The sequence below is a fragment of the Kitasatospora sp. NPDC088548 genome (genome assembly GCF_044753005.1).
GTDB lineage: Bacteria > Actinomycetota > Actinomycetes > Streptomycetales > Streptomycetaceae > Kitasatospora.
Map to the genome: position 1 here is coordinate 78,809 of NZ_JBIVMI010000011.1, position 20,889 is coordinate 99,697.

At 74.3% G+C, this 20,889-nt stretch carries 17 protein-coding genes and 1 pseudogene; 8 read left to right on the forward strand and 10 right to left on the reverse strand.

All coding sequences use genetic code 11. The annotated features are described in order from the left end of the window. Positions 1 to 10: 10 nt before the first annotated feature. Positions 11 to 430 carry a metal-sulfur cluster assembly factor gene (locus ACIP82_RS16415; protein WP_400653869.1) on the forward strand — a complete coding sequence of 140 codons (420 nt, stop codon included), beginning with the start codon at positions 11 to 13 and terminating at the stop codon, positions 428 to 430. A gap of 144 nt (positions 431 to 574) precedes the next feature. Further along, positions 575 to 1,234, forward strand: a complete 660-nt coding sequence (locus ACIP82_RS16420; RefSeq protein WP_400653871.1) for a Uma2 family endonuclease — start codon at positions 575 to 577, stop codon at positions 1,232 to 1,234. Here ACIP82_RS16420 and ACIP82_RS16425 read toward each other — a convergent pair. Then, a complete protein-coding gene (locus ACIP82_RS16425) occupies positions 1,231 to 2,553 on the reverse strand; it encodes an MFS transporter (RefSeq protein WP_400653873.1) in 1,323 nt (440 codons plus the stop codon). The genes ACIP82_RS16420 and ACIP82_RS16425 overlap by 4 nt on opposite strands. A 364-nt stretch (positions 2,554 to 2,917) precedes the next feature. Here ACIP82_RS16425 and ACIP82_RS16430 point away from each other — a divergent pair, with 364 nt between their 5' ends. Further along, positions 2,918 to 4,543, forward strand: coding sequence for a hypothetical protein (locus ACIP82_RS16430; protein ID WP_363613519.1), 1,626 nt, complete (start codon positions 2,918 to 2,920; stop codon positions 4,541 to 4,543). An 84-nt stretch (positions 4,544 to 4,627) separates the two neighbouring features. Here the strand turns inward: ACIP82_RS16430 and ACIP82_RS16435 are convergent, their stop codons facing one another. Continuing rightward, positions 4,628 to 5,071, reverse strand: coding sequence for a VOC family protein (locus ACIP82_RS16435; RefSeq protein WP_400653875.1), 444 nt, complete (start codon positions 5,069 to 5,071; stop codon positions 4,628 to 4,630). A 364-nt stretch (positions 5,072 to 5,435) separates the two neighbouring features. Here ACIP82_RS16435 and ACIP82_RS16440 point away from each other — a divergent pair, with 364 nt between their 5' ends. Then, the gene (locus ACIP82_RS16440; RefSeq protein WP_363613523.1) at positions 5,436 to 6,587 is read left to right on the forward strand and encodes a hypothetical protein; all 1,152 of its coding nucleotides are present in this window, start codon (positions 5,436 to 5,438) and stop codon (positions 6,585 to 6,587) included. 251 nt (positions 6,588 to 6,838) lie between these two features. After that, a complete protein-coding gene (locus tag ACIP82_RS16445) occupies positions 6,839 to 8,320 on the forward strand; it encodes an alkaline phosphatase PhoX (protein ID WP_363613525.1) in 1,482 nt (493 codons plus the stop codon). 61 nt (positions 8,321 to 8,381) lie between these two features. On the opposite strand, the gene ACIP82_RS16450 is transcribed toward ACIP82_RS16445, so the two are convergent. Continuing rightward, positions 8,382 to 9,986: a helix-turn-helix domain-containing protein gene (locus ACIP82_RS16450; protein ID WP_363613527.1), complete on the reverse strand. Its 1,605-nt coding sequence runs from the start codon at positions 9,984 to 9,986 to the stop codon at positions 8,382 to 8,384. Positions 9,987 to 10,284: 298 nt separating this feature from the next. Between ACIP82_RS16450 and pruA the strand changes: the two genes are divergently transcribed. Then, the gene (gene pruA / locus ACIP82_RS16455) at positions 10,285 to 11,913 is read left to right on the forward strand and encodes an L-glutamate gamma-semialdehyde dehydrogenase (RefSeq protein ID WP_363613529.1); all 1,629 of its coding nucleotides are present in this window, start codon (positions 10,285 to 10,287) and stop codon (positions 11,911 to 11,913) included. 92 nt (positions 11,914 to 12,005) lie between these two features. Continuing rightward, positions 12,006 to 12,935, forward strand: a complete 930-nt coding sequence (locus ACIP82_RS16460) for a proline dehydrogenase family protein (RefSeq protein ID WP_400653879.1) — start codon at positions 12,006 to 12,008, stop codon at positions 12,933 to 12,935. Between the two features lie 75 nt (positions 12,936 to 13,010). Here ACIP82_RS16460 and ACIP82_RS16465 read toward each other — a convergent pair. From ACIP82_RS16465 to ACIP82_RS16480, 4 genes and pseudogenes are all read right to left on the reverse strand, one after another. Beyond that, a pseudogene (locus ACIP82_RS16465) lies at positions 13,011 to 13,208 on the reverse strand (Uma2 family endonuclease); the annotation flags it as partial. Between the two features lie 31 nt (positions 13,209 to 13,239). Further along, complete coding sequence (locus tag ACIP82_RS16470) at positions 13,240 to 13,728, reverse strand: GNAT family N-acetyltransferase (protein ID WP_400653881.1); 489 nt, start codon at positions 13,726 to 13,728, stop codon at positions 13,240 to 13,242. Between the two features lie 176 nt (positions 13,729 to 13,904). Beyond that, positions 13,905 to 15,146, reverse strand: coding sequence for a TerD family protein (locus tag ACIP82_RS16475; protein WP_400654044.1), 1,242 nt, complete (start codon positions 15,144 to 15,146; stop codon positions 13,905 to 13,907). A 178-nt stretch (positions 15,147 to 15,324) separates the two neighbouring features. Beyond that, positions 15,325 to 16,560: a hypothetical protein gene (locus ACIP82_RS16480; RefSeq protein WP_400653883.1), complete on the reverse strand. Its 1,236-nt coding sequence runs from the start codon at positions 16,558 to 16,560 to the stop codon at positions 15,325 to 15,327. A 372-nt stretch (positions 16,561 to 16,932) separates the two neighbouring features. On the opposite strand from ACIP82_RS16480, the gene ACIP82_RS16485 reads away from it, so the two are divergent. Continuing rightward, positions 16,933 to 17,430 (forward strand): SsgA family sporulation/cell division regulator, encoded by a 498-nt coding sequence (locus ACIP82_RS16485; RefSeq protein WP_400653885.1) that lies wholly within the window; start codon positions 16,933 to 16,935, stop codon positions 17,428 to 17,430. On the opposite strand, the gene ACIP82_RS16490 is transcribed toward ACIP82_RS16485, so the two are convergent. The 3 genes from ACIP82_RS16490 to ACIP82_RS16500 form a co-directional block, all read right to left on the reverse strand. Next, positions 17,352 to 18,932, reverse strand: a complete 1,581-nt coding sequence (locus tag ACIP82_RS16490; RefSeq protein WP_400653887.1) for a GAF domain-containing protein — start codon at positions 18,930 to 18,932, stop codon at positions 17,352 to 17,354. The two genes, ACIP82_RS16485 and ACIP82_RS16490, sit on opposite strands and share 79 nt — an antisense overlap. Before the next feature lie 252 nt (positions 18,933 to 19,184). Further along, positions 19,185 to 20,339 (reverse strand): M48 family metalloprotease, encoded by a 1,155-nt coding sequence (locus ACIP82_RS16495; protein WP_400653889.1) that lies wholly within the window; start codon positions 20,337 to 20,339, stop codon positions 19,185 to 19,187. After that, the gene (locus tag ACIP82_RS16500) at positions 20,336 to 20,812 is read right to left on the reverse strand and encodes a BlaI/MecI/CopY family transcriptional regulator (RefSeq protein ID WP_400653891.1); all 477 of its coding nucleotides are present in this window, start codon (positions 20,810 to 20,812) and stop codon (positions 20,336 to 20,338) included. Before ACIP82_RS16500 ends, ACIP82_RS16495 begins: the two co-directional genes overlap by 4 nt. Positions 20,813 to 20,889: the final 77 nt, after the last annotated feature.

Here is a 20,889-nt window from a genome sequence, read left to right on the forward strand (position 1 = left end):
GGACAGAACCATGAGTGACACCGACACCACCGACATCGCCGACATCGCCGGCACCACCGGCGCACCCGCTTCCCCCGCTGCGGAGGAGGGCCAGGGCCTCATCGCCGGCACCACCGCCGGCACCGTCTCCGTCGAGGACCTGACCGAGGCCCTGATGGACGTCGTCGACCCCGAACTGGGCATCGACGTCGTCAACCTGGGCCTGATCTACGGGATCCACATCGACGAGTCCGACGTGGCCACCATCGACATGACGCTCACCTCGGCGGCCTGCCCGCTGACCGACGTCATCGAGGACCAGGCCAAGTCCGCCACCGACGGCCTCGTCCAGGACCTGCGCATCAACTGGGTCTGGATGCCGCCGTGGGGCCCGGACAAGATCACCGACGACGGCCGCGAGCAGCTCCGCGCCCTCGGCTTCAACGTCTGACGGACGGGCTTCAACGTCTGACGGACGCCGCTCGTCAACCCACTGCCGCGTGACGCTCCCCTTCGGGGGAATGTGTCACGCGGCAGTGGTATATCTGCGAGTGGGTGGTCACGCTGGCCCTGCGACCGTGAAGGGAGCGATGTGATGTCTGTGGTTGCGTCCGGACGGTGGACGTTGCCCGACTCGCCGTACGCCATGTGGGTCCGGGACGAGCTTGCCGCGTATCTGCGGATCCCGGAGGACGGCACACGGGTCGAGGTGATCGGAGGGGAGTTCGTCGTGTCGCCTGCGCCGGTGTTCACGCATGCGGTGATTCTCTCCAACATCCAGCGCGCGGTGGACTACGCGGAGTTCACCGACCCCTCGTTCCCCTGGCGGGTGGTCCAGGGCGTCAACGTCGACCTGGTCGAGATCGGCGACGGCTATGTCCCGGACCTGGTCGTCCTGCACCGGGACACCGTCGACCACGGCTGCGCCGAGGACGTACGTCACCTGTACCCGCAGCAGGTGAACCTGGTGGTGGAGGTGACCTCTCCCTCCAATGCCTACAACGACCGGGAGCCGGTGCTCAGCCGACGGATGCAGGCCACCAAGTGGAACGGGTACGCCCGGGGCGGTGTGCCGCACTACCTCCTGGTCGACCGTGACCCCGAGCGGCCCGGCATCACGCTGTTCGGTGAGCCGGACCGCGGGGCCGGTACGTACGGTGTGCTCGAGACCTGGAAGTTCGGTGAAACGGTCTCATTGCCCGAGCCGTTCCGGTTCGAGATCCCGACGGACCGCCGGCGTCCCTGGTCCGACTAGCGTTTGCGGGCCACCGCCAGGGCCAGGGCGAGGCAGAGTGCGGCGGCCAGGGCGGTGAAGCCGCTGGTGGCGGGGAGGAGGCCGTAGCGCTGGACGAGGGCGCCGACGGCGACGATGGGGAGGGAGCTGCCGAGGTAGACGATGACCCAGAGGGAGCTGAGTTCGGAGCCCCGGCGTTCGGGGTTCATCGCGGCGACGGCGGTGGTGAAGAGCGAGCGGAAGGCGATGCCCTGGCAGGCGCCGCCGAGGACGCTGCCGATGAAGAGCAGCGCGGGGGTGCCGGTGTACTGGGCGGCGACGACCAGGCCGAGCCCGGCGGCGAGGCCGGCCATGCCGAGGGCGACGACCAGCCGGTCGGCGGTCGGCGGGACGAGCAGCTGGGCGGCGGCCGAGGAGCCGAGCAGCAGGGCCGCCACCACGGCACCGACCAGGTGCGAGTCGGTGTGCAGCAGCTTGGCGGAGAAGGCCGGGGCCAGGCTGAGGTAGACACCGAAGACGGCGTACGAGACGAAGCCGGCGCCGGAGGCCAGCAGGAACTCGCGACGGCCGGAGGCCGGCAGGGCGAGCCGCTGCGGGCGTAGGTGGGCCGGGGTGGTGATGCGCGGCGGGGAGGCCGGAGGGCGGCGGCGGCCGGGCATCCTGGGGTGGACGAGGGCGAGCGGCACACAGAGCGCCAGCAGGGCGACGGCGTGCAGCAGGAAGGGCGTCAGCAGCGGGTCGGAGCCGTCGGCCAGCAGTGCGCCGACGACCGGGCCGAGCGCGACGCCGCCGGCGGAACAGGCCAGAGTGAGTTTGGCGGCGAGGGTCGGCCGGTCGGGCAGCAGGTCGCCGAGGGCCGCTCCGGCGGCGCCGGTGGACAGGCCCACCGCGATGCCCTGGACGGCCCGGCCGAGGGCCAGCTGCCAGAAGCTGCCGGAGGTGGCGAAGACCACGTCACCGGCGGCGGCCAGGGTCACGGCGGGCAGGATCAGCGCCCGTCGGCCGAGGTGGTCCGACCAGTGGCCGACCACGGCGAGCACCGGGACCAGCGCGAACACGTACACCGTGAACAGGACGGTGGTGTCGAGCGGGGTCAGCGCGAGCCGCTGCTGGAGCAGGGGGTAGATCGGCGTGGCCAGATTGGCGCCGATCAGCATGAGGAGCAGGGCGGCGGCGACAAGGCCGACGCGTATCCCGCGCAGCGCGTTCCAGCGGCTGATCGCGGAGAGCTGGAGCTGGGTGCGGGGCGCGAGCTCCAGGGGAAGCAGGGCCTCCGACAGTCGGCGTCCGTCGAACTGCGCGGTGCGCAGGCCGGAGCCGGCGGGGGAGAGGTCCGCCATGGCAGGGGTCTCCTGTGGCCGGGCACCACCGGGGTCGGCTGGGTGTGCCGGTGCGCCCGTCCTGCGGCGCTGTGGTGGTGGCCTCGGTGCGGGGCTCCCTGGTGGAGCGGGTGAGCGTGGGCCCCTCCTGCCCGGACCGGGCGAGGAGGGGAAAGGGCTTCGTCGCCCGGTGGTCCGCGCGGGGTGTGCGCGGTACTGATTCGAAGGATAAGGGGTGGGCGCACTGTTGCGGCGCGCGCCCCTTGGGGCCGGGCGTCGGCGCTGCCAGGCCTATACGCTGAGGTGATGGACCGGCACACGGAGCTCATCCGTTCGGGCCGGGCACTGATCGACCGACTGCTGGCTGTAGGGAGAACGCGCAACGATGGCCGGACGACGTCGTAAGAACGCTGGGGTTTCGTCGGCGGGTGCGCCGGGTGAGGGGCCGGGCGAGGCGGTACTGCCCGCCGACCTGGAGCTGGAGGACCTCTACGGGGCGTTCGCCGCGCACGGGATGGACGACGAGGACCTCGACGACGCTGCCGTGCTGGTACCGCCGGTGAAGCTGCCGTCCGAGGAGGAGCTGGCCGAGCAGGCCAAGGCCGTCCCGATGTTCGGGTACGCGCTGACGCTGGCCCGCTGGACCGCCCCGCACCGGGCGGTGGACGAGTTCGGCGACCTCACCGGCCCGGACCGGGCGCCGGCGGCCCGGCTGCTCGGCCTCGCCCCCGAGGAGGGGGAGGTACCGGAGGAGGCCGTGGTCGAGGCGATGCGGGCCTGGTCGCTGGCGTGCGACCTGGACCTGGTCGAGATCGGCACCACCGCCGAGGGCGAGCACGTCGCCGTCCCGGGGCCGGATCTGGAGCCCGCCGAGCAGGGGGACGCGGAGACCGTCCTGGAGCTCTGGCTGACGGCCGCCGGGATCGTCCGGGAGCTGGCCGCGGAGGCGGACTCGCTGCCGGAGGAGGAAGGGGCCGAGGGCGAGGGCGAGGCAGAGGAGGACGAGGACCGGCTGACGCAGGTCGAGGAGGCCCGGGACGAGGCCGCCGAGCTGCTCGACGAGGCGCTCCAGGTGCTGTACGAGACCACCGCCTTCGCCGACCCGGGCAGTGAGACCGTGCCGCTGGGCGTGCTGGCCGCGCTGCTGGTCGTGCCGGAGGGCGAGGAGCCGAGCGAGGAACTGCTCGGCGACATCACCGATGTGATGGTCACCCTGGACCCGATGCTCGGCGACCTCGCCGAGCTGGGCCTGCTGGACTACCGCCCGATCGACCCGGAGCTGTTCGACGAGGAGGAGCCGGAGGGCGGCGCCCCGGCCGGGGAGGAGCCGCTGGACGAGGAGGAGTCCGCGCGCTTCGGCCTGGTCCGGCTCACCCCGCTCGGCCAGTACGGGATCCGGCAGTGGCTGCTGGAGGACGGGTACGACGCGCCGCTGGTCGGCGAGCTGGCCCAGGGCGACGCCGTCGAGCTGCTGCGGACGGTCTGCGAGGCGGCCAATGTGCTGCCCGAGGAGGAGCTGCGGGTCTGGGTCACCGGCCGGGAGCCGGTCGAGGCGGCGCGCGAACTGCTCGCGGCGGCGCGCGGCGACGACACGTACGCTCCGCTGCGCCGGATGCTCTGCCAGCTGGCGCTGACCATGCTCGGCGGGGCCGCCGAGCCCGCCGTCCGGGAGGTGCTGGACGACCCGGAGCTGGGCGGCGGAGCCCGCGCCTGGCTGGCCTCCATCGGGGCGGCGGACGTGCCGACGCCGGAACGGGCGATGGTGCTGTGGACGGTGGTCGACACCTTCGCCGCCCAGCTGCTGGACAGCGGCGGCGACGCGGAGCTGCTGCGCGAGCTGATCGCCGGGCTGCCGGTGACGGACAATCCGGCGAGTTACTTCGGCGAGCTCTGGCGGGTCGACCACCCGTACACGGCGGACGTGCTGGAGGCCGTCGGCGAGCTGCACCTCGACCGGGCGGTGGCCAAGGAGGCCCGCAAGGCGGCCTTCAAGGCGCGGTCGAAGAAGTGAGCCCGGGGCGGTGAGCCCGGGCCCGGACGGGCCCCAGGACGTGTCCGACGGTTCGCGCATGCGGCGGGAACCGTCGGACACGCCCTACGGGAGGTCGAGCGAGCCGTCCTCGGCGAAGGGGAAGAACGGGTTGTGGGCCAGCTCCCAGAGGTGCCCGTCCGGGTCCTCGAAGTAGCCGGAGTAGCCGCCCCAGCTGGTCGTGGCCGGCGGCTTGACCACGCTGGCGCCCGCCTCGACGGCCGTCCGCAGAGCGGCGTCCACCAGCTCGGGGGACTCCAGGTTCACCGCGAGGGTGACGCCGCGGAAGGCCGGCTCGCCGGTGGCGGGCACGCCCGCGTCGGCGGCCAGCTCGTCGTGCGGGAAGAGGCCGAGCACGGAGTCGGCGGTGCGGAACCAGACGATCTCCGGGCTGGAGACGGACGACCGCTTCCAGCCGAGGCCTTCGTAGAAGCGGGTGCTGCGGTCGAGATCACTCACCCCGAGGGTGACGATGCTGATCCGGGCCGGAACGTTGCTGTTCGCTGTCATGCCCGACAGCGTAGGCAGGGCGACTGACAGGGGCCCGCCCTGACACGGCCCCGCCCTGCCCGTCCGCCCCCGGTCGGGCCGGTCGTCCGGGCCGGTCGTCCGGGCCGATCAGCCGGGCGTGCAGCGGGAGCTGATGACCCGGCAGGTACCGGCCACGTATCGTTTCCCGAGGCGGCGCGAGGGCGGCGAGGACTCGGGGGTGCGGCACAGCATGATGCGGGAGAGCGGCGGCAGGCCCCAGGAGCAGAACGGCCCCCGGGCGGACGGCTCCGCCGGGGGCGGACCCTTCGGGGGCGGGACCGCGGCGGGTGGTTCCGCGATGGGCGGTTCCGCGGCGGGCGGTCCTGCGGTGGGTGGTCCCGCGGTGGGTGGTCAGGTCGGCCACGGCCCGCGCGGGACGGACCCGCGCGGCCAGGAGGAGCGGCTCGCCGACCAGGAGGAGTTCGCGCGCCGCACCCTCGCCGCGGCGGACTTCCCGGTGTACGGGGTGGCGGCCGGGGCCGGCCGGGACGGCGACGCGCTGGCCGCGTTCGAGACCGCCGACGGCGAGCTGTGCTGGGTCGAGGTCCACTCCGGCGACCGGACCAGCGCCGACGGCCCGTACGTCACCGTGCGCACCTACCGGCCCGGCGCCGAGAACCGCGGCCGGCTGCCGGAGCTGGAGGACGTGGTCGAGGACGAGCGCGACCGGGTCTACGAGCAGCTCGGCGTCGACGAGGGCGAGGGCCCGGGCCGGGTCCGGGCGCTGCGCGAGTGGATCACCGTGGAGGGCGAGCCCCGCGCGGTGGAACTGCACGAGGACCGGCGCGAACTCTGGCACCGCCCGGACGCCCCCGGCACCGGCCCGGTCTGGGCGGCCCGGCTGCGGGTGGACGGGCTGACCGTCACGGTCTGCGGGCGGGGGGTGCCGCCCGGCGGCGTCGAACTGGCCCGGATCGGGGACTTCGAGCGGTACCTGCTCGGCCGGACCGGGCTGCTGCGCGCCCTCGCCTCCCGGCGCGGCCGCCATGTGCCGGTGGAGGAGCGCGACCTCGCCCCCGCCGTCGGGCTGGAGGCGCACCGGGCGGTGATCGAGCACAGCATCAGGGAGTCCGCCGCCGTCGAGGCGCAGGTCCGGGCGGGGCGTACGCCGCGGCTGCCGCGCGGGCTGCGCGGGGAGAACGGCGCGCTGCGCTGGGAGGCCGCGGTGCGCCAGCAGATGCGGCTCGCCACGGAGACCCGGGAGGAGGCGGTCGCGGCGGTGACGGCGATGGTCAACCACCTCAACCGGCTCTCCCGGCAGACCCAGTGGGTGGTCGGCACGCCGGAGGGGCAGGCCGCCGTCGAGGAGGTCATCCGGTACACGGTGTTCGCCAGCGAGGTGGCGAGCCTGCCGGCGCAGCGGGCGTGGGAGCAGCTCTGGCGGAACCGGCCCGGCGGGGGAGACCCGTTCGACCGGGAGGAGCAGCGGCGGATCGAGGAGCAGCTGTGGCTGTCGGCCTGGGAGCAGTGGCGGTCGGCGCGGGCGGGGAGGTAGCCGGGGGGTGGTGCGGCCGGGCGGTGCGGCCGGGAGGTGTGGCAGGCGGGATGCCCGGCGGCAGGACGGCAAAGGGGCGGTCATGGATTGGCATACGGTCCGCAAATGACCACCCCGACGAGGTGTCCACGTCACCGGGAGTTCACCGGGGCGGCGGAGTCTGCTGGGCGTCGACGGTCTGCCTCGACAACTCGTACGCCACGCACCGGGCACCGTCCCGGTCGGCGGCCCACCCCTCAGGAGTGACTGCCATGTCGCTGTCCCGCCGGGACTTCGTCAACCGTTCCACCCTCGTCGGGGCCGGCGTTCTGATCGCCGGCAGCGCCGAGGCCCTGGCCAGCGCCCCCGGCGCGATCGCCGCCCCGGTGGGCGGCGAGGTGCAGGCCGCCGCGACCGCCGACGCCGAGCGTGCCGCCGTCGGTTACGGTCCGCTGGTCCAGGACCCGCAGAACCTGCTCTCGCTGCCCAAGGGCTTCAAGTACACCGTCGTGAACCGGACCGGCGTCACCAAGCTGCGCACCGGCGAGTTCACCCCCAGCAACCACGACGGCACCTCCGCCTTCGAGGACGAGCGCGGCGGCAACCTGCTGGTCGTCAACCACGAGCTGAGCGGCGCCCGCGCCAACTGGCCGTACCCGGTGCCGCTGACCGAGGGCCACGTCTACGACCCGGGCGCGGCCGGCGGCTGCACCATCGTGCACGCCAAGGCCAACGGCAAGGTCGAGCAGTGGGTCGGCATCGCCGGAACCTCCACCAACTGCGCCGGTGGCGTGACCCCGTGGGGCACCTGGCTGTCGGGCGAGGAGACCGAGGACAAGGCCGGCAAGAACGGCTTCACCAAGGACCACGGCTACATCTTCGAGGTCGACCCGTTCGACGACGAGTACAACCAGAACCCGCAGCCGGTGAAGGCCTTCGGCCGCTACGCGCACGAGGCCGTCGTCGTCGACCCCAAGCGCGGCCAGGTCTACCTGACCGAGGACGCCTCCAACCCCAACGGCCTGCTGTTCCGCTGGACCCCGCCGGCCGGTTTCAAGCACGGCCGCTACCAGCTGCGCAAGCTCGCCGCCGACGCCGGTGTGCTGGAGGCCTTCAAGGTCTTCGACTCGCAGGGCAAGTTCATCGACGACCTGTCGCGCGCCACCAAGGTGGGCACCACCTACGGCGTGGACTGGGTCAAGGTCGAGGACCGCGACGCCCGTACGGTCTCCGTCCGCAAGCAGTTCAAGGACGGCGAGGTCACCCGTGCCCGCAAGCTGGAGGGCATGTGGTGGGGTGACGGCGGCTTCTACTTCGTCTCCTCCTTCGCCCGGTCGGAGAGCCCCGTCCAGCACGACGGCCAGGTCTGGTTCTTCAACCCGGCCCGCCGCACCATCACCCTGAAGGTGCTGCTCGGCGTCAACACCGATGTGTTCGGCGACCACGACAACTACGACGGCCCGGACAACATCACCGTCTCGCCCTACGGCGGCATCGTGATCGCCGAGGACGGCGAGGGCGTCTCGCACCTGTTCGGCGCCACCGAGGACGGGCTGACCTACCCGATCGCCCGCAACGAGCTGAACATCGGCACCGCCGAGAAGCCCGAGTTCAGCGAGTTCACCGGGGTGACCTTCTCGGACGACGGCAAGACGCTGTTCGCCAACATCCAGGTGCCGGGCATCCAGCTGGCCATCACCGGTCCCTGGCACCGGCTGAACGAGCACAAGCGCGGCCAGGGCTACGGCGCCTGACCCGAGGTGTGACGGGAAGGGGTCCGCTCCGGCGGGCCCCTTCAGTCGTCTTCAGTTGTCTTCAGTCGTCCGCGGGCAGCCGCAGTTGCAGCATCGCCAGCAGCCGCTGCTGCGGCTGGGTCAGGTCGATGCCGGTCAACTGCTCGGCCCGGCGCACCCGGTAGCGCAGGGTGTTGGGGTGGATGTGCAAGGCGTCCGCGGCGACCCGGACCTCGCCGAGCGCGTCCAGCCAGGCCAGCACCGACTCGGCGAGCCGGGTGCCGTGCCGGCGGTCGTACCCGGCCAGCGCGGTCAGCCGCGGGTCACGCAGGCCGCTCCGCTCCTGCAGCAGCGCCAGCATCTCGCTGACCAGCACCTCCGCCTGGACGTCGATCAGCGCCGCGACCTCCAGGTCCACCCCGCCGCGGCCCATCGCGTCCAGGATGCGGTCCGCCTGCGCACGGGACTCGGGCACCTGGGCCAGGCCGTCCACCGTCGAGCCGATCGCCGCCCGCAGCGGCACGCCCAGGTGCTCCCGGGCGGCCTCGACCACCCCCCGCGCCCAGTCCCGGACCGTCGTCATCGGCAGGCCGGCCGGCAGCTCGGGCAGCAGCACGTACACCCGGGACTCGATCGGCGCGAGCAGCGCGGCCCGGTGCCGGGCGGCGGTGTGCACCGAGATCAGACCGGTCACCTCGGCCCGGGTGAGGGCCTCCGTGGTGTGCGCGCTGTACGCCAGGACGGTGGCCGGGCGGCGCAGGTCCAGGCCCAGATGGGTGGCCAGGGACTGCGGGCCGGTCGAGCCCTCCAGCAGCCCGGTGAGCAGGGTCCGGGTCAGCCGGACGTCCGCCGACAGCTCCCGGCGCCGTCGCACCAACTGCGCCGCCGCCACCCGGGCCGCGCCGACCAGCGCCTGCTCGGCGAGCGGCGCGAGCGGCTGGGCGCCCTCCTGCACCCAGATGGTGCCGAGCGGCTGCGCCCCGGCCCGGATGCCGATCGCGAGCCGGCGGCGCAGGCCCAGCTCCGGGTGCGGGTCGACCGCGATCGCCGTGTCCGAGCTGCGCAGATGCTGGAAGATGCCCCACTCGCGGAGCTTGGAGAGGTACGGCTCGGGCCCCTGCCAGCCGAGGATGGAGAGCCGCCGGAGGTCGTCCACCTCGTCGGAGTCGGAGGAACGGGAGTAGGCCAGCACCCGGCTGGAGGTGTCCTCGATCGAGACGATGCCGTTGGTGAGCACGGCGACGGTCTGGGCGAGCGAGAAGAGGTCGCCCGCGTTGTGCTCGGGGGCGCCCGGCCCGTCCGGTGCGTCCGGCCCGGCGATGATCGCGCGGGCGAGCGAGTCCAGGTGCTCCCAGCGGGTCTCGCGGCGGACCGAGAGCAGCGCGACGCCCGCCTCGGTGGCCGCCTCGCGCAGCGCGTCCGCCTGGCCGGGGCCGTCCAGCTTGACGGCCACCGCCGCCGCGCCGGCCCGGCCGGCCGCGCGCAGGGCCGGCAGCGCGGCCCGGCCGCGGGCGCCGATGGCGAGGACCAGCTCGCCCGGTGCGGCGACCGGCGGGTCCTCCGGGTCGAGGATCACCACGTCGCGGACCGGTACGTCCAACCCCTGGGGGGCGGCCTGGAGTTCGACCAGCGGCTCGCCGAGGGACATCAGCAGTTGCCGGAGCGGGAGGCCGAGGGGCTGGGACACCGGGCCTCCTTCATCCACGCGGACAACTGTGTACGGACGATTTTAGCCGGGCGGACGAAACCGGGAGCCGGGCCGCCGGACCGGCCGGCGCCGGGCAGCCGACGCGGTGGCCGGGGCGCTGACCAGGGGACAACCGTGACCGCCCCGTGATCCCTTCGTCGGGCCGGACAACGCCGTACGGGGGACTTTAGCCGCCCGGCCAATCAAGTGGGCCGCCGGGCAGGAATAGCGTTCGTGCTGTGGCCGACGCGCGACCCGCGTCGGCATCCCCCCGCGAACCGAAGGAGAGCGTGCGCTCATGGATGCTGTGACCCAGGTCCCCGCGCCGGTGAACGAGCCGGTCCACAGCTACGCCCCGGGCAGCCCCGAACGGGCCCGTCTGGAGGCCAGGCTGAAGGAGCTGGGCGGCCAGGAGCCGGTCCAGCTGACCATGACGATCAACGGTGAGCGCCGCCTCGGCGGCGGCACCGAGATCCACGTCGTCCAGCCGCACAACCACGCGGCGAGGCTCGGTACGCTGCGCAACGCCACCCAGGCCGACGCGCAGGACGCCATCGACGCTGCCCTGGCCGCCGCCCCGGCCTGGCAGGCGCTCTCCTTCGACTCCCGCGCCGCGATCTTCCTCAAGGCCGCCGACCTGCTGGCCGGCCCCTGGCGCGAGACCCTGGCCGCCGCCACCATGCTCGGCCAGTCCAAGACCGCGCAGCAGGCCGAGATCGACACCCCCTGCGAACTGGTCGACTTCCTGCGCTTCAACGTGCACTTCGCCCGCCAGATCATGGCCGAGCAGCCGCTCTCCTCCGAGGGCGTGTGGAACCGCAGCGACCACCGCCCGCTGGAGGGCTTCGTCTACGCGATCACCCCGTTCAACTTCACCGCCATCGCGGGCAACCTGCCGACCGCGCCCGCGCTGATGGGCAACGTGGTGCTCTGGAAGCCCTCCCCGACCCAGCAGTTCTCCGCGCACCTGCTGATGCAGCTGCTGGAGGAGGCCGGGCTGCCCAGGGGCGTCATCAACATGGTGACCGGTGACGGCCTGGCGGTCTCGGACGTCGCGCTGAAGCACCCCGCGCTGGCCGGCATCCACTTCACCGGCTCGACCGCCACCTTCCAGCACCTGTGGCGCGAGGTCGGCACCAACATCTCCGGCTACCGCACCTACCCGCGGATCGTCGGCGAGACCGGCGGCAAGGACTTCCTGGTCGCCCACCCGTCCGCCGACCCGGCCGTGCTGAAGACCGCGATGACCCGCGGCGCCTTCGAGTTCCAGGGCCAGAAGTGCTCGGCGCTCTCCCGGGCCTACGTCCCGGCGTCGGTCTGGGCCGGCCTCAAGGACGCGTTCCGCGACGAGGTCGAGGGCCTGACCATGGGCGACGTCACCGACCTGGCGAACTTCATGTCCGCCGTCATCGACGAGCGCTCCTTCGCCAAGAACAAGGCCGCGATCGACCGGGCCCAGGCGGACCCGAAGGTCGAGGTCCTGGCCGGCGGCACCTACGACGACTCGGTCGGCTACTTCGTCCGCCCGACCGTGCTGGTCTGCGAGGACCCGGCGAGCGAGTACTTCCGGGACGAGTACTTCGGCCCGGTCCTCGCGGTGTACGTCTACGAGGACGAGAAGTACGAGGAGATGCTGGCGCAGATGGAGTCGGTGTCCTCGTACGGCCTGACCGGCGCGATCATCGCCCAGGACCGGGCCGCCGCCCAGGACGCCATGCACAAGCTGCGGTTCGCGGCCGGCAACTTCTACATCAACGACAAGCCGACCGGCGCGGTCGTCGGCCAGCAGCCGTTCGGCGGCGGCCGGGCCTCGGGCACCAACGACAAGGCCGGCGCCAAGCAGAACCTGGCGCGCTGGACCTCGACCCGCTCGGTCAAGGAGACCTTCGTCCCGCCGACGGACTACCGCTACCCGCACATGGGCTGAGCGCCCGCCCACGTGGCGGGCGGGCCCACCCCACAGGCCCGCCCGCCGCTTTCCTTCTGCCACCCTTAGAAGCACCAGCTCCAGGAGTCACGATGCTCCGTTCCGCCCTCCTCGCGGCCTCCCGCTCCCCGCAGGTCCGCACCGTCGTCGAGAAGTTCCCGCCGACCCACGCGATAGTCGAACGCTTCGTCGCCGGTGAGGCCCTCGACGACGCCGTCACCGCCTGCGACGACCTGGTCGCCACCGGCCGCAAGGTCACCCTGGACCACCTCGGTGAGGACACCCAGGACGCCGCCCAGGCCGCCGGCACCGCCGAGGCCTACGAGCACCTGCTCACGGCGCTCAAGGAGACCGGCCTCGCGGCGGGTGCCGAGGTGTCGGTGAAGCTGTCGGCCGTCGGCCAGTTCCTCCCGGTGGACGGCGAGAAGATCGCGCTGGAGAACGCCCGCCGGATCTGCGAGGCGGCCGCCGTGGCCGGCACCACGGTGACGCTCGACATGGAGGACCACACCACCACGGACTCCACCCTGGCCATCGCGCGTGAGCTGCGCGCCGACTTCCCGTGGCTGGGCGTCGTCCTCCAGGCCTACCTGCGCCGCACCGAGGCCGACTGCCGCGAGTTCAGCGGCCCCGGCTCGCGGGTGCGCCTCTGCAAGGGCGCCTACAAGGAGCCGGAGTCGGTCGCCTTCCAGGGCAAGCACGAGGTCGACCTGGCGTACGTCCGGGCGCTGAAGGTCCTGATGGCCGGCGAGGGTTACCCGATGATCGCCTCGCACGACCCCAACATGATCAAGATCGCCGGGCAGCTCGCCCAGTGGAACGGCCGCAAGCGCGACTCCTTCGAGTACCAGATGCTCTTCGGCATCCGCCCCGAGGAGCAGCTGCGGCTGGCCGCCGAGGGCAACACCATGCGGGTGTACCTGCCGTACGGCCAGGAGTGGTACGGGTACTTCATGCGCAGGCTCGCCGAGCGCCCGGCCAACCTGACCTTCTTCCTGCGCGCCATGGCGACGCGCGGCTGAGGCTCTCCCGTGCTCGTACGGCCCGCACCCCCGGTGGAAGGGGGGTGCGGGCCGTACGGCGTGGCGGGGCGGTGCTCAGAGGAACGGCTTGGTGTCCAGCTCGAAGCCGAACGGGGCGGGCAGCGCGAGCGGTCGGCCGAGCGGGGCGAGGTGCACTTCGGTGTACTCGTCGCCGTGCGGCGTGCTGAAGATGCTGACCTGGGACCTGTCGCGGTCGATCAGGAGGTGGAGCGGGACGGCGGCGCGGGCGTAGCAGTGCCGCTTGGTGATCCGGTCCCGGTCGTAGGCCGGCCTCGGGCCTGGTTCAGAGTGCGCGGTGCATGATGTGCAGGCCGACGTAGCCGTGGACCGGGTGGCGGAAGCCCTCGGGGAGGGTGCCGAGGATGTCGAAGCCGAGGGACCGGTACAGCCGCACCGCGGGCTCGTTCGAGGCCACGACCGCGTTGAACTGCATGGCCCGGTACCCGGCCCGGCGGGCCCACTCCAGCGAGTACCCGGCGAGGGCGCGGCCGACGCCCCGGCCGGCGTGCGCCGGGTCGACCATGTAGCCGGCGCTCGCGATGTGCGAGCCGTTGCCCAGGTGGTTGCGGTTCATCTTGGCGGTGCCGAGGACGGTGCCCGCCTCGTCCACGGCGACCACCGTCCGGTACGGGGCGGCCAGCAGCCACCAGTCACGGCCCTGGTCGGAGGAGAGGTCCAGCGGGTAGGTGAAGGTCTCGCCGGCGGCCACGATGGCGTGGAAGAAGGGCCAGATGGCCGGCCAGTCCTCGGTGGTGGCTTCCCTGATCAGCATCCGGACAGGATGACGGCCGGGTGGCGGCGCCGCCACCGGTTTTGCGCCCGGCGCGGCGGCCCTGGGCGGTGGTCCTGGGCGGTGGTCCTGGACGACGGCCCTGGACGGCGGCCCGCCCCCGGTGCCCGGGAAAGGGGCTTCGGGGGCGGGCCGGACGACGCGCGGGGGGAGCCTGCTCAGAGCATCGCGGCGGCGGGCTTGACCATGGCGCGGGCGGTCTTGGCGTCGACGTACTCGCCGATGGCGGTCATCACCCATTCGCCGGAGTACTGGCGGACCAGCTTGCACATCACCACACCGGTGTGCGGCTCGGCGTGGGTGAGGTCGAAGCGGACCAGCTCCTGGCCGGAACCGGCGTCCACCAGGCGGCAGTAGGCGTTCTTGACGTCGGTGAACTTCTGGCCGGAGAAGGAGTTCACCACGAACACCAGGCCGCAGACCTCCGGCGGCAGGCCGTCGAGGTGGACGGTGATCGACTCGTCGTCGCCGCCGCCCTCGCCGGTGAGGTTGTCGCCGGAGTGGGCGATGGCGCCCTTGAAGACGGACAGCTTCATGAACCAGGCCGTCTCCAGCTTCTCGCGCTTGCCGTCGAAGGCGATGCAGGAGGCGTCGAGGTCGATGCTGCGGCCGCGGCCGGCGGGCTCCCAGCCGAGGCCCATCCGGACGGAGGAGAGGAAGGGCTTGCCGTTCTTCTCCAGGGAGACCGAGCCGCCCTTGGTGAGGTTCACCCGGCCCTTGTCCAGGGTGATCTTGGTGAGCGAGGGCGCGGGGGGCGCCGGGGGCGCGGGCGGGGCCGGGGGTACCGGGGGAGCGGTCTGCGGCATCGGCGGGGCGGCCGGCGGCGGGGCCATGGGCGGCGCGACGGGCGGTGCGGGGGGCGCGACGGGCGGTGCGGCGACGGGCGCGGCGGTGACCGGCGCGGGCTCGTCCTCGACGTTGACGCCGAAGTCGGTGGCGATGCCGGCCAGGCCGTTGGCGTAGCCCTGGCCGACCGCGCGGACCTTCCAGGCGCCGCCCCGCTGGTAGACCTCGACCACGATCAGCGCGGTCTCGCGGCCCAGCGCCGGCGGGGTGAAGGTGACCAGCACCTGGCCGGTGTCGGCGTCGCGGACGGTCGCGGTCGGCTCGATGCCCGCGAAGGTGGCGCCGGCCTCGTCGGGGCTGGCCGTCACCACGACCTTGGTGATGCCGGCCGGGACGGCGCCGGTGTCGATGGTGATGGCGTCCGGGGTGCCGCCGCCGGCCGGGCGGTGGGTCACACCGGGGCCGTCGGGGGCGTTGAAGAACACGAAGTCGGCGTCCGAGCGGACCTTTCCGGCGTCGGTCAGCAACAGGCCGGAGACGTCCAGCGCCTTGGGTGCGGTGACCTCGACGGTCACCCGCGCGGCGGTCAGCGGGGCGTTGCCGCCTTGGGTCAGGACCGTGGACACGAACTCCTCCTCGGATGCGGTGGCACGGCGTTCGGGGCCCGAGTCGGGGCCCCTGTGCCGATTGGTACCCACAGTAACGAACGGGGTTGCCGGGACGAGCCCGAGAAGGGCCGTGACCTGTCGGATTGTCGGATCGCGGCCGGGTGCTGGTTCGGTGGACGGCGGCTCAGCGGGACGGCGCGGTGAAGGTGCCGAGGGCGGCGACGGCCCGGGGGCGGTGGATGCCGAACGCGGCGGCGTTCCAGCTCTCGGTGCTCCGGCTCCCGGCCGCCCGGTGCTCCGGCCCGGCGGTCCGTTCCGGGGCGGCGGCCGGGCGGGTGCCGCGCACGCCGAAGGTGTAGTGGCCGGGGCGGACGTCGGTGCCGGCCGGGGTGGTGAACCGGTAGACCAGCACACCGCGTTCCTGGTGGGCGGTGACCACGGTGCCGGGCAGATCGGTCCAGGCGGTGCCGGTGCCGGGGGCCAACTCGCCGGGGGCGAGCCGGAACTCGGCCTGGAGCGCGGTGAGCGGCTCGGCGACGGTCAGGGAGAGCAGGTGCCGGAGGCCGTCGCGGCCGACCGGCTGCACGAGGGCGCGGCCGGTCAGGGCCGCGTCGGTGGCACCGTCGTCGGCCGGATCGGCCGGATCGGCCGGATCGGCGGGCTCGACGGGATCGTCCGGGACTGACGGGTCGGCGGGGTCCTCGTCGGTCGAGCGGCTGTCGGGTGCGGCGGGCGCGGGCGAGGACTTGGTGAACGGACGTGGGGTGGCGGGCGGTTCGGCGGCCGGGCCGGCAGGGGGTGCGGTGGGCCGCTCCCGGACCGGGCCGAGGGCCTCGGCGGACGGATCGGCGAAGGCGCCCCGGCCGGTGTCGGAGGGGGCGGCGAGGGGCCCGTGGACGGCGGCCCCGGGTGTGTCCGTCCCCTTGCCGTGGGTGTCGGCGTCGTGCGTACCGGGCGAGGGGGAGCCGGCCTCGTACGGGCCCGGGCGGGGCGCGTCCGGGCGGGGCGCGGTGGAGACGCTGGGCGAGGCCGTCCCCGAGGGGCCGGCCGAGGGCCGCCGCGACGAGGGCGCGGCCGGGGTCCGGTCGGCGGCGCCGTCGGCCTGATCGGTGGTGGACTGATCGGCGGCGGCCTGGCCCGTGGCGGCCTGATCGGGGGCCGGGCTGGGCGGGGGAGGGCTGGAGCCGACCCGGGCGACCCCGGCCCGGCGGCCGACGCCCTGCTGCTCGTTGAGCAGGTAGGTGGTGGCGATGCTGATGCCGACCACGGTGGACATCGCCATCGCGGCCCCGGAGAAGCGGAGGGTGGGCAGCCGGAGCCGGCCGCCGAACGGCTTCCGTCTGCCGTGCCGGCCGTGGCGCTCGTGCCACTGGTCGCGCTCGTGGCGTACGCCCCGCTCGGTGTCCTCGCGCAGAGCCACCGGACCCTCCCTCCCCGAAGTCGGCGTTGCGGTCGCCGTATCCTCCCACGCGCTGCGGGAAGGCCCGAATCGCCGTCACGGGCGGACTGCCGCCGGGCGCGCCCGTGCGGGTCCGCCGGTGTTCGCGCGCTCGCGCGCGCCGGCAGGGGGACGAGCGTACCAGCGGGTGGCCGGGCCCGGACCAGACCTTGAACCGAATTGATCCAATACGTGGACAGCCTTCTGGGGAAAGGAAATTGACGATCCGTCCGACAAGGCCGGTAAGGGCCGCCCGGCCGGGTCGGGGATTATTGCAACCTCCTTGCAACCCTTGCCCGGCGGTCGTCGGTGGCGCACCCTGGTGACATCCCACGCCGTCCCGGAGAGACCGTCATGCCGTCCGACCCGCTGCCCGCACCTTCCAGTGCCCCTCTCGCCGCTACCCCCACGGGCGGCGATGAGGCAGGCTCCACCGCCGCTCCGGCGGCGGTGGAGGAAGTGCTGACGCTGCGGATCTCGCTGGGTGAGGAGGTCGTCGGGGAGGTTCGGACCAGGTTCCGGTTCGACACCGAGCGCCCGTACGAGGTGCTGCTGACGTTCCATCTCGGGCGGCCGGACGAGGCCGACTGGGTGTTCTCGCGTGACCTTCTGCGCGACGGCCTGCGCTCCTTGAGCGGCCAGGGCGACGTCAAGCTGTGGCCCGCGTACTGTCCCTGCCACGGCTCGACGTTGCACCTGGCCCTCGAATCCCCGCACGGCAGCGCCCTGTTGGAGGCCTCCAAGCCCCGGGTGCAGGCCTGGCTGGACCGTACCTACGCGCTGGTCTCGGAGGAGGCCGAGCGAGCCTGTGGTCCGACCGACGCCCAGCTGTCCACGCTGCTCGGCGGCTGAGCGGGCGGCCCCGGCGGCCGTGGGGGTTCGCCGGGCGGTGGGAGCTCACCCGTTCGTGGGAGGTCGTCCGGCAACGGGAGATCGTCCGGCGTGCGCGGACCGGGTAAGGGCGGGGTGCCCGGCAGCCGGACCGTCCCGTTCGCCAGACCCACCCGCAGCCGGCGCACGGCCGGCGCCGAGGAGACCGGCAGCAGGTCGTACGGGTCGTCCGGCCCGACCACGCTGACCAGCACCGATTCGGCGAACCGGTACGGCCGGTGGGCCAGGAGGCCGCCCAGGTAGCGGCGGAGCCGGGAGAGTTCGGCACGAACCGTCACCGTCCGGCCCGGGTCGCCGAAGAGGGCGTCCGCGAGCTGGGCCGCGGTGTGGCCGTCGCGCTCGGCGGCGAGCAGGAGCAGCAGTTCGGCATGGCGCGGGCTGAGCGCGTGGGACCAGCCGCCGGCCGCGCCGTGCACCGAGAGCTCCGGCCGGTCGGGCCGGCGCAGGTCGAGCCGGAGCCGGGCGCCCTCGGCCTGTTCGGCGGCGCCGTCGTCGTCCTCCGCCCGGGCATCGTCCTGCGGCCGGACCGGGCGGACCAGCCAGCCGTCGGCCAGCGGCTCTATGACGCACTCGCCGAGGCTGGGCAGCCAGTGCACGGCGGCCGAGCCCCAGCCCTCGGCGGGCAGTCGCAGCCGGGTGGGCGGCGGCAGGCCGGCCGCGGCGGCGGTCCAGCCGGCGGCGTCCACCACCAGCGCCGGGCCGTTCACCCGGGCCAGCAGCGGGGCGGCCAGGGTGCGCAGGTGGTGCAGCGACTCCAGGCGGCGGGCGCGCAGTTCGGTCTCGGCGAGCCGGGCGGCGGTGGCGGTCAGCTGCAGCAGGTACGGCCGGACGCTGTGGGCCGGGCCGCTGAGGTCGATGGCGCCGATCAGCCGCCCGGTGCCCGGGTCGCGCACCGGTGCGGCGACGCAGGTCCAGGAGTGGTGGCTGCGCAGGTAGTGCTCGGAGGAGTGGACGTGCATGGGGCGCTGGGCGCGCAGGGCGGCGGCTATGCCGTTGGTGCCGACGCTCTCCTCGACCCAGCGGGCGCCGGTGAGGAAGCCGATCCGGTCGGCGCTGCGGCGCAGCCCGCGCTCGCCCTCCTGCCAGAGGACGTGGCCCTCGGCGTCGGCGATGGCGAGGATCAGCGGGGTCTGGCCGACCGGTTCGAGCAGGGTGTCGCGCAGGACGGGCAGGACGGCGTCGAGGCCGCTGGTGCGGCGGCGGTGCTCGATCTCGGCGGGGCCGAGGTGGACGGCGGCGGCGCCGGCGTCCGGGTCGAGCCCCAGGCGGCGCAGCCGGGCCCAGGAGTCGCCGATCTCGGGGCGGGGCTGGAGCCGGGCCGGGTCGTCGTCGAGCGGGGCGTCCGGGGCCAGGTCCCTGGCGGTGGCCTCGGCGAGGGTGCGGTCGTGGACCTTGGCCAGCTCCGCCGCGGTCTGCGGAGTTCGACGCTCGGGTCGTCGGGTCTGCCGTCCGGTCTGCCGCACTCGGGTTGCTCCTCGCCGCCGTTCGAGGACGCGTCGGGGCCGACGCGCTGACGAAAGCGTACGGGGGCTGTTCGATCCTGGGCATGGGGTCTGCCAAGTCGGCATACCCGACGGTATGAAAATGGACATGTCGTGTTGCTGGGGCGGTTGGTGGCGCCTGCGGTACCTGCGGGTCGGGGATCGCGGTGAGGATCGCGCTGGGGGTGCGGTAGGGGTGCGGCGGGGGTTGGGGCGGGGGCTTCCGGCGGGTGGTTACCGGTCGGTCGCGGCGCCCTGCTGGGCGGCCTCGACCGTGTGGTGGAGGTCGGCGGTGGCGTCCAGCGCCGCGGCGGTGGTGAGCGCCAGGCAGGCGGCGAGCGCGAACGCGGCGGCGCGGCGGCCGGTGCCGGACCGGGCCGCGGGCGCGGCGGTGGTCGGCTGCAGCAGGGCCGCGACCCGGCGCGGAACCGGCCCGGAGTGGGCGGCCGGGACCAGCCGGGGCCGGGCCGGCCAGGGCGAGCGGCTGGCCGCCAGGGCGGCGCGGCCGACCGCGCGGGCGGTGACGGTGCGGTCGCCGACCCGTTCCGCGGCGACCTCGTCGGCCCAGCGCTCCAGGTGGTAGCCGAGCGGCGCGCGCAGCGGCCGCAGTGCGGGGTGGACGGCGGCGGCGTGCTCGGCGAGGGCGAGGAAGACGTGGTGGCGGCCGGCGAGGTGGGCGCGCTCGTGGGCGAGCAGCGCGGCCCGTTCCGGGGCGGTGAGGGCGCGCAGCATTCCGGAGGTGACCACGATCCGGCCCGGTTCGCCCGGCCGGCCGGGGCGGCGGAGCCGTCCGGGGAGGGCGAAGGCGTCGGCGCACTCGTCGTCCAGGACGGCGAGCGGGTGGTGGTCCGGGCGGAGCAGGGCGCGGGCCCGGTCGAGGAGGGCGCGGAGGGCGCGGAGGCCCCGGGGGTGCTCGGTGCGCGCCCGGCGCACGGAGGCGCGTGGGGGGCGCATGTCCGGATGCCGGTCGGGGCGCGGGGTCTCGCGGTGTGCGTCGTCGGGGCGCGGGTCCCCGGGGTGCGCGGCCGGGGCGGGCAGTGCCGCCCGGGCGGTGCGCAGGTCGAGCCGGCGGTGCCGCGCGGTCCGGACGGCCAGCGCCGCCAGGGCCACCAGCGCCAGACCGGCCGGCACGGCCGACAGCGCGGCGGCGGGCGCGGCCGAGGTCAGCCAGGGCAGTGAGAGGTGGCCGAGCGCGGCGACCGGCGGCAGCTGGAGCAGTCCGGCGGCGGCGAGCAGGCCGAGCGAGCAGAGCGTGCCGCCGGCCAGGACGGTGGCGGTGCCGGCCAGCGTCCACGCGGCCGCCCGGGGCGACAGCGCGTCGGCGAGGCGGCGGGCCAGCGGGGCGGCGAGGAGGGGGAGCAGCAGCGGCGCCCAGACGGCGATCATCATGACGCGGCCGCTCCGGGCGCGCCCCCGCCGTACTGGTCGGGGCCGGCCGGGCCGGCCGTGCCGGTCATGTGGCCCGCTTCGGTCGGCTCGCCGTCGCCGTCGCCGTCGCCGTCGCCGAGAAGTTCGCGGAGGAGCCGCTCGTCCTCGACGGAGAGGTCGGAGACGAAGCGGGCCAGCACGGTCGAACGGTCCGGTTCGCGGCCCAGCTCGGTGTGCATCCGGCGGGCGGCGAGGCCGGCCGGGTCCTGGACGGTCGGGATGTACGCGTAGGCGCGGCCCGTCCGGGTGCGCTCCACGGTGCCCTTGTCGTGCAGCCGGGCGAGGATCGTGGCGATGGTGGTCCGGGCGAGGTCACCGCCGAGGGCCGCCTGGACGTCCTGCGGCGTCAGCGGGTGACGCGCTGACCAGAGGGCGGCCAGCACCTCGGCCTCCAGCTCCCCGGCGGGCCGGCGGGCGGACGGTACGTCGGACATGGCGGCGATTCCTCCAGGTTTCGTCTACAGTCATGTAGACCGTCTACGTCACTGTAGACGGTCGAGGGTGCGCCTCG

What these genes read in the sequence shown, in the direction of transcription:
- ACIP82_RS16415 (WP_400653869.1), top strand. Translation starts at nt 11, where the DNA reads ATGAGTGACACCGACACCACCGACATCGCCGACATCGCCGGCACCACC.
- ACIP82_RS16420 (WP_400653871.1), top strand. Translation starts at nt 575, where the DNA reads ATGTCTGTGGTTGCGTCCGGACGGTGGACGTTGCCCGACTCGCCGTAC.
- ACIP82_RS16425 (WP_400653873.1), bottom strand. Translation starts at nt 2,553, where the DNA reads ATGGCGGACCTCTCCCCCGCCGGCTCCGGCCTGCGCACCGCGCAGTTC.
- ACIP82_RS16430 (WP_363613519.1), top strand. Translation starts at nt 2,918, where the DNA reads ATGGCCGGACGACGTCGTAAGAACGCTGGGGTTTCGTCGGCGGGTGCG.
- ACIP82_RS16435 (WP_400653875.1), bottom strand. Translation starts at nt 5,071, where the DNA reads ATGACAGCGAACAGCAACGTTCCGGCCCGGATCAGCATCGTCACCCTC.
- ACIP82_RS16445 (WP_363613525.1), top strand. Translation starts at nt 6,839, where the DNA reads ATGTCGCTGTCCCGCCGGGACTTCGTCAACCGTTCCACCCTCGTCGGG.
- pruA (WP_363613529.1), top strand. Translation starts at nt 10,285, where the DNA reads ATGGATGCTGTGACCCAGGTCCCCGCGCCGGTGAACGAGCCGGTCCAC.
- ACIP82_RS16460 (WP_400653879.1), top strand. Translation starts at nt 12,006, where the DNA reads ATGCTCCGTTCCGCCCTCCTCGCGGCCTCCCGCTCCCCGCAGGTCCGC.
- ACIP82_RS16470 (WP_400653881.1), bottom strand. Translation starts at nt 13,728, where the DNA reads ATGCTGATCAGGGAAGCCACCACCGAGGACTGGCCGGCCATCTGGCCC.
- ACIP82_RS16485 (WP_400653885.1), top strand. Translation starts at nt 16,933, where the DNA reads ATGCCGTCCGACCCGCTGCCCGCACCTTCCAGTGCCCCTCTCGCCGCT.
- ACIP82_RS16495 (WP_400653889.1), bottom strand. Translation starts at nt 20,339, where the DNA reads ATGATGATCGCCGTCTGGGCGCCGCTGCTGCTCCCCCTCCTCGCCGCC.
- ACIP82_RS16500 (WP_400653891.1), bottom strand. Translation starts at nt 20,812, where the DNA reads ATGTCCGACGTACCGTCCGCCCGCCGGCCCGCCGGGGAGCTGGAGGCC.